At 34.1% G+C, this 13,008-nt stretch carries 10 protein-coding genes and 2 rRNA genes; 10 read left to right on the top strand and 2 right to left on the bottom strand.

The genetic code is table 11. The features are described 5' to 3' along the window. From ACO6VN_RS00005 to ACO6VN_RS00015, 3 genes are all read left to right on the top strand, one after another. A 23S ribosomal RNA gene (locus ACO6VN_RS00005) occupies positions 1-211 on the top strand; the annotation flags it as partial. An 87-nt stretch (positions 212-298) separates the two neighbouring features. Continuing rightward, a 5S ribosomal RNA gene (gene rrf, locus ACO6VN_RS00010) occupies positions 299-413 on the top strand. Positions 414-506: 93 nt separating this feature from the next. Beyond that, positions 507-2,399: an FUSC family protein gene (locus ACO6VN_RS00015; protein WP_422404071.1), complete on the top strand. Its 1,893-nt coding sequence runs from the start codon at positions 507-509 to the stop codon at positions 2,397-2,399. A 155-nt stretch (positions 2,400-2,554) separates the two neighbouring features. Here the strand turns inward: ACO6VN_RS00015 and ACO6VN_RS00020 are convergent, their stop codons facing one another. Beyond that, a complete protein-coding gene (locus tag ACO6VN_RS00020; protein WP_422404072.1) occupies positions 2,555-3,946 on the bottom strand; it encodes a PLP-dependent aminotransferase family protein in 1,392 nt (463 codons plus the stop codon). Between the two features lie 107 nt (positions 3,947-4,053). Between ACO6VN_RS00020 and pdxS the strand changes: the two genes are divergently transcribed. Continuing rightward, positions 4,054-4,941 (top strand): pyridoxal 5'-phosphate synthase lyase subunit PdxS, encoded by an 888-nt coding sequence (gene pdxS / locus ACO6VN_RS00025; protein WP_016999396.1) that lies wholly within the window; start codon positions 4,054-4,056, stop codon positions 4,939-4,941. A gap of 1 nt (position 4,942) precedes the next feature. Then, positions 4,943-5,521 (top strand): pyridoxal 5'-phosphate synthase glutaminase subunit PdxT, encoded by a 579-nt coding sequence (pdxT, locus tag ACO6VN_RS00030; protein ID WP_016999397.1) that lies wholly within the window; start codon positions 4,943-4,945, stop codon positions 5,519-5,521. A gap of 45 nt (positions 5,522-5,566) precedes the next feature. Here the strand turns inward: pdxT and ACO6VN_RS00035 are convergent, their stop codons facing one another. After that, positions 5,567-6,787, bottom strand: coding sequence for a NupC/NupG family nucleoside CNT transporter (locus ACO6VN_RS00035; protein ID WP_016999398.1), 1,221 nt, complete (start codon positions 6,785-6,787; stop codon positions 5,567-5,569). A 175-nt stretch (positions 6,788-6,962) separates the two neighbouring features. On the opposite strand from ACO6VN_RS00035, the gene ACO6VN_RS00040 reads away from it, so the two are divergent. The 5 genes from ACO6VN_RS00040 to radA all read left to right on the top strand — a co-directional run bounded on the left by ACO6VN_RS00040 (position 6,963) and on the right by radA (position 12,995). Continuing rightward, positions 6,963-7,424, top strand: a complete 462-nt coding sequence (locus ACO6VN_RS00040) for a CtsR family transcriptional regulator (RefSeq protein ID WP_016999399.1) — start codon at positions 6,963-6,965, stop codon at positions 7,422-7,424. 14 nt (positions 7,425-7,438) lie between these two features. Continuing rightward, entirely contained in the window at positions 7,439-7,975 is a 537-nt protein-coding gene (locus ACO6VN_RS00045) for a UvrB/UvrC motif-containing protein (RefSeq protein ID WP_016999400.1), read from the top strand. 1 nt (position 7,976) lies between these two features. Then, complete coding sequence (locus tag ACO6VN_RS00050; protein WP_016999401.1) at positions 7,977-8,984, top strand: protein arginine kinase; 1,008 nt, start codon at positions 7,977-7,979, stop codon at positions 8,982-8,984. A gap of 19 nt (positions 8,985-9,003) precedes the next feature. Further along, positions 9,004-11,469, top strand: a complete 2,466-nt coding sequence (locus ACO6VN_RS00055; RefSeq protein WP_422404073.1) for an ATP-dependent Clp protease ATP-binding subunit — start codon at positions 9,004-9,006, stop codon at positions 11,467-11,469. Positions 11,470-11,624: 155 nt separating this feature from the next. Then, positions 11,625-12,995, top strand: a complete 1,371-nt coding sequence (radA, locus tag ACO6VN_RS00060) for a DNA repair protein RadA (RefSeq protein ID WP_016999403.1) — start codon at positions 11,625-11,627, stop codon at positions 12,993-12,995. The last annotated feature ends 13 nt before the right edge of the window (positions 12,996-13,008 follow it).

Consider the following 13,008-nt stretch of genomic DNA (forward strand, 5'->3'; position numbering starts at 1 on the left):
GTGTACCAGTTGTCGTGCCAACGGCATAGCTGGGTAGCTATGTATGGACGGGATAAGTGCTGAAAGCATCTAAGCATGAAGCCCCCCTCAAGATGAGATTTCCCAACTTCGGTTATAAGATCCCTCAAAGATGATGAGGTTAATAGGTTCGGGGTGTAAGCGCAGTAATGTGTGTAGCTGACGAATACTAATCGATCGAAGACTTAATCAAATTTTTAAAATCGGTTTTGCGCCGTAAAATCTGCTTACTATCTAGTTTTGAATGTGCAATACATTCTTAATAAGTTTTTACTATTTGTCTGGTGACGATAGCAAAGAGGTCACACCTGTTCCCATGCCGAACACAGAAGTTAAGCTCTTTAGCGCCGATGGTAGTTGGGCTTACGTTCCGCGAGAGTAGGACGTTGCCGGGCAAATATTTATAAAATGGATGCGATGAGCCGCACTCGAGACCTGTTAGGTCTCTTTTTTTTGACTTAAAACTTAAAAGATAGGAGTTGTTATAAGTGAAGAAATATTTCGAAGTGATGTTCAAAGTAAATATGCAAAATATAGCAATTAAAAAGGCAATTATGCAAGCTATAATTGTTTTTACCATCTTGTCTACGAGTGTTATTGTCGGTCGATTTGATTTAGGTTTAACGGCTCTTTTAGGCTCATTTAGTCATATATATATTATAAATGGTTCATACCCATCTAGAATAAGAAAGGTTATTACTGTATCTATAATGTTAAGTATCTGTTTAATGCTAGGGAGCATTACTATTACAACGCCTTTCTTATATGCTTTTATATTAGGTTTAATAGGCATGAGTGCGCATTTTATTCTTAAATCTTTACAAGTTCCAGGGCCATCATCGTTATTCTTTATATTAACTTATAGTATAGCTTCTATTATGCCCATAGCCCCTGAAGACTTCTTGTTACGAGGTTCATTAGTTTTATGTGGTGGTTTAGTGAGTGCCTTAGTAGTAATGGTCGATGCATTTTTTAATCATAAAAAACCTGAAACTGAAAGTGTACTAAATATTTATAAAAACTTATCTTATTTAGTGGAGAATTTTAATGGTGAGCGATTTAATAAAGCAAGAAGTAAAACACTTAATACAATTAATCAAGCCACGCTAACTTTAACTACTGCTAAAGCATTTTGGAATAATAAAAGAGATTATAATCGCTTATTGTTACTAAAAGAAAAAGCTGATGAAATTTGGTCAGAATGCTTAGAATTATCATCAAGAGGTTATGAAAGTTTACCTAATGAAATAAGCGTAGCACTTAATTACATATGCGAAAGATTAGAAGGAAAATCAGATTTAAATTATGATATTAAGTATTATAACGGGGATGACCCTTATATTAATGAACTAGTTAAGCTTATCTATGATGCTGAAGCTTTGTTAAATGAAAATGAGCTTCAAATAGGTAAGAAAATTATTCATCATAAACCTATGTATTCTAAAACAATTAAAGAAAATTTTTCTAAAGACTCTTTAGTTCTAATGCAATCTATACAGTATGGTATTATCTTGTTCGTATCTGTTATTATAGCATTTGGGATAGGATTTGAACGTGCTTATTGGATTCCGGTATCATGTTGCTCAGTCTTATTAGGTACGTCTTCTTTATCTACGATACAAAGGGCATTTCAAAGAACACTTGGCACAATTATAGGTACATTAGTAGCTGTTGTTATATTGTATTTTGAACCAAGTACATGGCCAATTGTTATTTTAATGGCTATTCTTATGGCAGCAGCAGAATTGCTCATTGCAGTGAATTATACAATAGCTGTCACATTCATCACACCAAACGTATTATTAATGTCAGCAGCGATTACTAAACACTTTGATACTTATCTTATCTTGCCGAGAATAACTGATGTTATGATTGGTTCTGCTATTGGTTTGATAGGAGTGTTAATAGTAGGTAGAAAGCAAGCTTCCAAAAAGCTACCTAAAACAATAATTAATACATTAAGAATACAATCACAATTATTACATACACTATTTTCATCAAATAAATATCATATTAATTTAATAGATACTTTACTCATTAGAGAAATGCAAACAGAGATTATGAATACAAAAGCAATGTATCAAGCAGCACTAAATGAAATAGATAATGATGTTAAAAAAATTGAGTATGTTTATCCAATTATTTTCACAGTTGAACACTTAGCATTTACCCTCGAGCAAGCCTATAGAAGAGGTAATTTAAGCACCTTAACAGATGAAGAAATCGGCCTTTATTTAACAACTTATGAGAATATATGCAAAAAAGTAGAGTTTAATGTCAGATACGATATTATAGAACTTCCAAAATTAAAAGAATTCCAAAGCATAAGAAATGAACTCATGAAATTACAAAATTTAATAGGTTATAAAGCCGAGACATAAATACATGTCTCAGCCTCTCTTTCATTATAATGGCAGTAGCTGACTGGATTGAAAATGCGCTTATATCAAGCTTTTTTCAACCCTAGTCATCCTTGCCGGGGTGGGACTACGAAATCTTTTTATTAAAATGAGATTTCTGTCCCGCTCCTTTTTTATTATACTTCCATCAAACACTTTATTAATGCTTCAATATGTTCTTTAGCTTCGTCTATCTTAATCCCTCCAAAGCCTAATACGAAATGAGGAGTATGATCACTTTGTTTAAATCGATAGTGTGTTAAAGGTTTAATATCTATATCACATTTTTTTATACGGTGTAAGCATTCTTCTAATGTTAAGCCATTAACTACCGTCAATATAAAATGCATGCCTGTTAATTCTCCTGACACTTTAAAATCATTTGGATATTTCATGAGTTCATTTAATATAATATCTCGTTTACTTCTATATATTTTTCTCATGCGATTTAGGTGTCTTTCAAAAAAACCTTCACTCATAAATCGGCTCAATATATATTGTGTATGCCTAGGTACAGTGCCACCTTCTATATTTGTTTTATTTTGATACTGTTGCATAAGTTTCTTAGGTAAGACTGCATATGCAACTCTTAGAGAAGGGGAAATCGACTTTGAGAACGTACTGACATAAATGACGCTATCTGTGTTGTCTAAGCTTTGTAATGCAGGCACAGGACGTCCACTATATCTAAATTCTGAGTCATAGTCATCTTCGATAATATATCGTGTCTGCTTTTCAGACGCCCATTTTATGAGTTGTGTGCGCCTCTTTAAATCCATAATGACGCCTGTAGGGAACTGATGACTTGGCGTAATATATACGACTTCTTTGTTTAATTTTTTAATTTGTTCAATATCAATACCGTTTTCAGTGATTGATATAAATTCGAAAGGTACGTGTTTTCTTTTCAATAAATCTCTTACTTGTTTATAAAGTGGATCTTCTATCATGTAAGTAGAGTTTGAAATAAGATCTGTGATGATAGAGAGTAATTGCTCAGTTGATGAACCTACAATAATTTGTTGGGGTGAACAATTAACCCCTCTACTATGGAAGATATAGTGCCTGATTTCTTTTCTTAATTCATAATCTCCTTGCTTATGCCCACTGTCCAATAATGAAAGTTGTGAATAATCAAATGCCTCTTTAGAAAATTTCCTGAATTGATCTAATGGAAAATGTTCTTTATCAATAGCACCTAATTTGAATGAATATTTGTATGTTTTTTCAGTTTGAATATCTTCGTCTGTAATTTTTGTTTTATATGTTACTGGCAAGTTTACAATATCGTTTATGTAAAATCCTGAACGATTTTTACTATGTATATACCCTTCATCGCTTAAAAGTTGATATGCATGTTCTATTGTAGTTTGGCTAACAGATAAGTAATGACTGAGCTGTCTTTTTGAAGGTAATTTTTCATTATGTTGCATAACATTATTAATAATATTTTGTTTAATGTTTTCATAAAGTTGTTGATAAATAGGTACATCGATATTGCGATTTATATTAAACATTAGCATTTCCATAAGAACCCCTCATTCTGACCACTTATATTTTTGTAAATCTGACACTTTTACCAGTTCAGAATTTAGTATAACCTACAAATAAGCGATTTAAAAGGAGGAAGTAATAAATGTCTAAGATTACAGGTTCAGATAAAGTTAAAAGAGGTATGGCAGAAATGCAAAAGGGTGGCGTTATTATGGATGTTGTTAATGCTGAGCAAGCTAAATTAGCTGAAGAAGCAGGAGCTGTCGCAGTTATGGCACTTGAACGCGTGCCTTCTGATATCAGAGCTGCAGGCGGTGTAGCAAGAATGGCTGATCCCCGAATTGTGGAAGAAGTAATGAATGCTGTATCGATTCCGGTAATGGCTAAAGGAAGAATTGGTCATATTACAGAAGCGCGTGTATTAGAATCGATGGGTGTAGACTATATAGATGAATCAGAAGTATTAACACCAGCAGATGAAGAGTATCATTTGAAAAAAGATGAATTTACAGTTCCGTTTGTATGTGGTTGTCGTAATTTAGGTGAAGCTGCTAGAAGAATTGGTGAAGGTGCAGCAATGTTACGTACAAAAGGGGAGCCAGGTACAGGGAATATTGTTGAAGCGGTTCGTCATATGAGACAAGTAAATGCTGAAGTGCGTAAATTAGTTGTTATGAACGATGATGAAATCATGACTGAAGCTAAAAACATTGGCGCACCATATGAAATATTAAAAGAAATTAAAGATTTAGGCCGTTTACCTGTTGTAAACTTTGCAGCTGGCGGTGTAGCAACACCTGCTGATGCAGCATTAATGATGGAACTAGGTGCTGATGGTGTATTCGTCGGTTCAGGTATTTTTAAATCAGAAGCACCAGAAAAATTTGCAAAAGCAATTGTTCAAGCAACTACTCATTATCAAGACTATCAATTGATTGCGGAACTTTCTAAAGAATTAGGACCAGCTATGCAAGGGTTGGATATTAATCAATTATCTTTAGAAGAACGTATGCAAGAGCGTGGTTGGTAAGATGAAAATAGGTGTATTAGGTTTACAAGGCGCTGTTAGAGAGCATTTAAAACATATTGAACAATCTGGACATGAAGGCATTACTGTTAAGACTGTTGATCAATTAAGTGGTTTAGATGGACTTGTATTGCCAGGTGGGGAATCTACTACAATGAGAAGGTTGATGGATTTATATGGCTTTACAGAAGCCTTAAGAAAAAGTGATTTGCCTATGTATGGTACATGTGCAGGACTTATTTTATTGGCTACTGAAGTAATAGGGCAAGAAAGCCATTTAAATAAATTAGATGTAACAGTAGAAAGAAATTCCTTCGGTCGACAAGTAGATAGTTTTGAAGAATACTTGGAAGTTAAAGGTATTGATGAGACAGTGAATGCTGTATTTATAAGAGCACCTCATATTCAATCAGTACATGAGGATGTAGATATTCTATCGACTGTTGAAGATAAAATTGTAGCTGTAAGACAAAATCAATACTTAGGTATTTCTTTCCATCCGGAATTAACAGATGATTATAAAATTATGAAATATTTTATTGAAGAAATTGTCGTTCAATATCATGCGCAAGTAATAAAATAAAAACAGGGTGAGACATTAATAAAAGTCTCACCCTGTTTCATTATATTATAAGAAAAATCCAGCGATAGTTGCTGATAAGAACGATACTAATGTCGCACCGTATAATAGTTTTAATCCGAAACGTGCAACGTTATTACCTTGTTCATCATTTAATGATTTAACAGCACCAGCGATGATACCGATAGAACCAAAGTTCGCAAATGAAACTAGGAATACTGAAATAATACCGTTTGCTCTTTCAGAAATTTCAGCTTTTGGTAAAATACCCATCGCAACAAACTCGTTTGAAAGTACTTTTGTTGCCATAATACTACCAGATTGGACTGCATCAGCCCACGGGATACCAGCTAAGAATGCAAATGGCGCAAATACGAATCCAATTAATGTTTGGAAGTCCCAAGAAATTGATCCGCCAGATACAAATGAGAAGATATTAGCAGTAACACCGTTTAATAAACCAATCATGGCTACATACCCGATTAACATTGCTGCAACAATAACTGCTACTTTAAATCCGTCTAAAATATATTCTCCAAGCATTTCAAAGAATGATTGTTTTTCTCCAGACTCTTCTATCATTATGTCGTCTTCTTTATCATCTACTGTATAAGGATTGACGATTGAAGCGATTATAAAACCGCCAAATAAGTTTAAGACGATAGCTGTAACCACATATCTAGGCTCAACCATTGTAAAATATGCACCGATAATAGATGCTGAAACTGTCGACATTGCTGAAGCAGTTAAAGTATACATACGGTGTTTAGGAATTAAAGGAAGTTGTTTTTTAATTGATATAAATACTTCAGATTGTCCTAAAATTGCAGAGGCAACTGCGTTATATGATTCTAGTTTACCCATGCCGTTAATTTTAGAAATAACGAACCCTAAGTATTTAATAATAAGTGGTAAAACTTTAATATATTGTAAGATACCAATTAGCGCTGAAACGAATACAATCGGCATCAGTACGTTAAGGAAATATACTGAAACAGGTTTGTTCGTTTTTGGATCGATATTTGCGACGCCTTCAAAGACGAAGTTAATACCCTCCATTGCTTTGTCAATGATATAACTAAAGCCGTTCGATATACCACCGATAACAGTTAATCCACCTGTTGTTTTTAATAGTAAGAATGCAAATAAAAATTGGATTACAATCATTAATCCTATGTATTGCCATCTTACTTTCATCTTATCAGAACTTACTACCCATGCTAGAAATAGGAATACTAATATTCCGATAATCCCGATAATAAAATGCATAACACACACACCTTTCCCAAGAATTATTCTCTTTAATAACCTATCTTATATCATAACTTATTTTTTATGAAAGCGGTACACAAAAATAATAATTTTTTTAAGAAACAAATTAATTGAAATAATAAACAGCAGAACATATAATATAGTCAAAGAAGGTCAAAAGAGGTGATGATTAATGCACAATATGTCGGATATCATTGAGCAATACTTAAAGCAGTTGCTTGAAGAAGCTCAAGGTGAGGTCGTCGAAATCAAACGTGCACATATTGCTGAGAAGTTTGATTGTGTACCTTCGCAATTAAACTATGTCATTAAAACACGGTTTACTAATGAACATGGTTACGCCATAGAAAGTAAAAGAGGTGGCGGTGGATATATTCGTATATCCAAAGTCGAGACAAATAGTCAGTCAGCGTTCATTAGACATTTAATAGATTTAGTAGGCGATGAAATCTCTCAAGCAAATGCATTTAGAATCGTTGATGGTTTGTACGAAAACAAATTAATAACAGATAGAGAAAAGAAAATGATTATACAAAGTATACACAGAGATACTTTACAAATAGAAATACCATTTAGAGATATTATTCGAGCAAATATATTGAAACGAATATTGGCAGTCATACATTATAATTAAAAAGGAGTGACAGTATGCTTTGTGAAATTTGTGGTAAAGAAGAAGCAACAATTCAATTAACATCGGCAGGAAAGAAGCATAAAACAGAGCAATGGATATGTAAAAGTTGTGCTTCAGAACATTTTTATTTTCAAGACGACCACGTAAATGATCAAAATTTAGACCAAGAATTTGTTGTGAATCAATTTTTACAATATCTTGTAGGTAAGCACGGTATAAACTTTAAAAAGGTTGAGCCTCAAGAAGAGAAGCGCTGTCCAACTTGTAGTATGACTTTAACGGATATAGCTAAAGTCGGAAAATTCGGTTGTCATGATTGCTATGAGACGTTTAAAGATGATGTTCCTCAAATCATCCGAAGAGTTCAAGCTGGTAGCGGCGAGCATACAGGTAAAATACCAGTTTCATCAAGAAGTAAAATACAACTTAAACAACAAATAGCTGAAAAAGAAAAAGTCTTACAAGGTTTAATAGAAGAACAAGCTTTTGAAGACGCAGCAGTTGTTAGAGATGAAATTAAAGCTTTGAAAGCAGAAGGCGAGGTCAAGTAGAATGGAAGAACATATAAATGAGCATATTAGTGATTGGATGAAAGAGAAGACAAATTCACCAATCATCATGAGCTCTCGTATTAGACTTGCTCGAAACCTTCAAGATGAAGTTCATCCGCTCAAATTTGAAGATGACAAAATAGGCAATAGGGTAATTGATAAAGTGAGCAAAGCTTTATCAGACTTAAAATTAGTTCGTTTATCAGATTTATCTGAACTTGAACAAAACAAATTGGTTTTTAAACATCTTATTAGTCCAGCATTAACGAAACAAGAATACGGTGCTGCTGTTCTATTAAACGAAGATGAATCGACAAGCGTGATGATAAATGAAGAAGATCACGTAAGAATCCAAGTGATGGGTAACAATCTTGTATTAAATGAACTATATGAAACAGCGTCTAAACTTGATGATGAGTTAGACAAGCATTTAACAATTTCATATGACGAACAACACGGTTTTCTAACAACTTGTCCTACGAACATCGGAACAGGTTTGAGAGCAAGTGTAATGTTGCATTTACCTGGTTTGAGTATAATGAAGCGAATGAAAAGAATTGGCCAAGCGATTAATCGATTTGGTTATACAATTCGTGGTATATATGGTGAAGGTACAGGTGCTTTAGGCCATGTATATCAAATTTCTAATCAATTAACTTTAGGTAAAACCGAACAAGAAATAATAGAAGATTTGACGCAAATTGTAGAACAAATCATACACGAAGAAGAACAAATTAGAAATAGACTTAATCGCTTTAATCATATGGAAACAAAAGATAGAGTACATCGAGCAAAAGGTATACTCCAATCAGCACAATTAATGTCGGTTGAAGAAGCGTCACTTCGCTTAAGTGAAATGAAACTTGGTATTGATTTAGGTCATATCGAGAGGGAAAACTTTAATTTTGATCATTTAATGGTTACAATACAGACACCATTCTTTGAAAATGAAGAAGAAGACGTTTCAGTAAACGAAAAACGGGCAACATTTTTAAGAGAAAACATATAAATAAATAGGAGGTTAGTTTATGCTATTTGGTAGATTAACAGAACGTGCACAACGTGTTTTAGCACATGCACAAGAAGAAGCAATGAGATTAAATCATTCAAATATAGGCACAGAGCATTTACTTTTAGGTTTAATGAAAGAGCCTGAAGGTATCGCAGCAAAAGTATTAGATGCTTTTGGTATTACTGAAGAAAAAGTAACAAAAGAAGTAGAAAATTTAATTGGCCAAGGACAAGAGCAAGTTGGCGCAATTCATTATACACCTAGAGCTAAAAAAGTGATCGAACTATCTATGGATGAAGCAAGAAAATTAAATCACACATTCGTAGGTACAGAGCACTTATTATTAGGTCTTATTAGAGAAAATGAAGGCGTTGCAGCTCGTGTATTTGCTAATTTAGATTTAAATATTACAAAAGCAAGAGCACAAGTAGTGAAATCACTAGGTAGTCCTGAACAAGGCTCTAAAAACGCTCAAGCTACTAAAAATCAAGCAACACCAACATTAGATGGTTTAGCTAGAGATTTAACTGTAATTGCAGAAGACGGTACATTAGATCCAGTAATTGGCCGTTCAGATGAAATTACAAGAGTAATAGAAGTATTAAGTAGAAGAACTAAAAACAACCCTGTACTAATCGGTGAACCTGGTGTAGGTAAAACTGCGATTGTAGAAGGTTTAGCGCAAGCAATCATACAGAACGAAGTACCAGAAACATTAAAAGGTAAACGTGTCATGTCATTAGATATGGGTACAGTTGTTGCCGGAACAAAATATCGTGGTGAATTCGAAGAAAGACTGAAAAAAGTAATGGAAGAAATTCACCAAGCGGGCAACGTTGTGCTATTTATCGATGAGTTACACACGTTAATTGGCGCTGGAGGAGCAGAAGGCGCTATAGACGCTTCTAATATATTAAAACCTGCTCTAGCACGCGGTGAATTACAATGTATTGGCGCGACAACTTTAGATGAATATCGTAAATATATTGAAAAAGATGCAGCATTAGAAAGACGTTTCCAACCAGTTACTGTTGACGAACCTACTAATGAAGATTCAATTGCAATCTTGAAAGGTTTAAGAGATCGTTATGAAGCACATCACCGCATCAATATTTCAGATGAAGCAATTGAAGCGTCAGTAACTATGAGTGACCGTTATATCTCAGACCGTTTCTTACCAGACAAAGCAATTGATTTAATTGATGAAGCAAGTTCAAAAGTAAGACTTAGAAATTATACAACACCACCAAGTCTCAAAGAACTTGAAGCGGAATTAGAAACAGTTAAAAAAGAAAAAGATGCAGCTGTACACTCTCAAGAATTTGAAAATGCAGCTAATTTAAGAGATAAACAAACAAAACTTGAAAAACAATTAGAAGAGACTAAAAATGAATGGAAAAAAGTCCAAGGCGAGAAAAACACTTGCGTAACAGCTGAAGATATTGCAGTTGTAGTAGCAAATTGGACAGGTGTTCCAATTACGAAATTAAATGAAACTGAATCAGAAAGATTACTAAACCTAGAATCTATTCTTCATAATCGTGTAATTGGTCAAAATGATGCGGTACAATCTATCTCTAAAGCAGTTAGACGTGCGAGAGCTGGATTGAAAGATCCGAAAAGACCAATTGGTAGCTTTATCTTCTTAGGACCTACTGGTGTAGGTAAAACGGAACTTGCACGTACATTAGCGGATGCAATGTTTGGTGAAGAAGACGCAATGATTAGAGTAGATATGAGTGAGTTTATGGAAAAACACTCTGTCAGTCGTTTAGTTGGTTCTCCTCCAGGCTATGTTGGTCATGATGATGGTGGACAATTAACTGAAAATGTAAGACGTAAACCATATTCAGTTATATTATTCGATGAAATTGAAAAAGCTCACCCAGATGTATTTAATATCTTGTTACAAGTATTAGATGACGGTCACTTAACAGATTCTAAAGGACGTAAAGTGGACTTCAGAAATACAGTTATCATAATGACATCAAACGTAGGTGCACAAGAACTTCAAAATGCTAAATTCGTTGGCTTTGGCGCTGCTAAAGATAGTGGTCCAGACTATGAAACGATTAGAAAAACAATGATGGACGAATTAAAACAACAATTTAGACCAGAGTTCTTAAACCGTGTAGATGACATCATTGTATTCCACAAACTAGAAAAACGACATCTTAAAGAAATTGTTTCTAAGATGGCTAGCGATTTAACTAAACGTTTATCAGAACAAGGTATTCATATTAGCTTAACTGACTCAGCTCAAGAGAAAATAGCAGACGAAGGATTTGACCCTGAATATGGTGCTAGACCATTAACACGTTCAATCCAAAAAAATATTGAAGATAATCTAAGTGAATTAATCTTGTCTGGCCAAGATTTAGTTGGTAAAGACGTTGTAGTAGATTATCGCGATGACGAATTTAAATTTGATTTATCAGATCATAAAGAAGATGAGTCAGAAGAAGAAACTTCAAAAGTATAAAATAGAAAATTTTAACTTAAATAATATAATGAGTCCGCAAACCATATATAATAAAGGTTTGCGGACTTTTATTGTTAGAAAAAAGTATATAAATTTGTTTTTCAAGTCTGCCAAGTTTAAAATATAACTATTCAATTAACACGGAGGTATCATGAATGGCGAAAAAGAAAGTAATATTTGAATGTTTAGCCTGTGGGTACCAATCGCCAAAATGGATGGGCAAATGTCCTAATTGTGGCGCATGGAATCAAATGGAAGAAACAATAGAACATAAAGAAACAAAAGGGCCTAAAAATACATTTAAATCAGATGTACCAGCACAAAAAATAGAAAAATTAAAAGACATTAAAGATGAAGACACACCTAGAATTTTAACGAAAATTAATGAATTTAACCGCGTATTAGGCGGCGGAGTAGTAGAAGGGTCGCTTGTATTAATAGGTGGAGATCCGGGTATCGGTAAATCGACACTATTATTACAAATTTGTGCCGCTCTATCACAACAGAAAAACGTACTTTACGTCTCTGGTGAGGAATCGGTAAGACAAACTAAATTAAGAGCAGAAAGACTCGTTGAAGATTCAGGCGAACTAAATGTATACGCTGAAACAAACTTAGAAATTATTCATAGTATGGTTCAAAAAGAAAAACCAGATGTATTAGTTATAGATTCAATACAAACTATATACCATCCAGAAGTTACGTCGGCTCCTGGTTCAGTATCTCAAGTGAGAGAATGTACACAGAATTTAATGCATATTGCTAAGCAAATGAATATAGCAACATTCATCGTTGGACATGTTACGAAAGATGGACAAATTGCAGGTCCTAGATTGCTAGAACACATGGTGGATACCGTATTATATTTTGAAGGGGACACACATCACGCTTATCGAATATTAAGAGCAGTTAAAAACCGTTTTGGTTCAACAAATGAAATGGGTATATTTGAAATGAAACAAACTGGCTTAAACGAAGTGAAAAATCCTTCAGAAATGTTCCTAGAAGAAAGAACAAAACATGTGGCTGGCTCGACTATTGTTGCGACTATGGAAGGAACGAGACCGATATTAGTTGAAGTACAGGCATTAGTAACGCCAACAACTTTTCATAATCCAAGAAGGATGGCTACTGGTATAGACCATAATAGATTGAGCTTGTTGATGGCAGTACTTGAAAAGAAAGAAAATTTCTTACTACAGCAACAAGATGCATATATTAAAATCGCTGGTGGTGTTAAATTAAGTGAGCCAGCAGTTGACTTAAGTATTATAATAGCAATAGCATCTAGTTTTCAGGATAAACCAACAAAAGGAGACGATTGTTTTGTTGGTGAAGTCGGCTTAACTGGAGAAGTAAGAAGGGTTGCTAGAATTGACCAACGTGTTCAGGAAGCGGCTAAACTAGGTTTTAAACGCATCATCGTACCGAAAAATAATTTAAAAGGTTTAGAGTTCCCAGAAGGCACACAAGTTATTGGTGTTTCTACAACAAGAGAAGCATTGAAAATTGCCTTTAATGCATAGAAACCATTAGGAG

This window comes from Mammaliicoccus sp. JADD-157, from assembly GCF_049310805.1.
GTDB classification, from domain to species: domain Bacteria; phylum Bacillota; class Bacilli; order Staphylococcales; family Staphylococcaceae; genus Mammaliicoccus; species Mammaliicoccus lentus.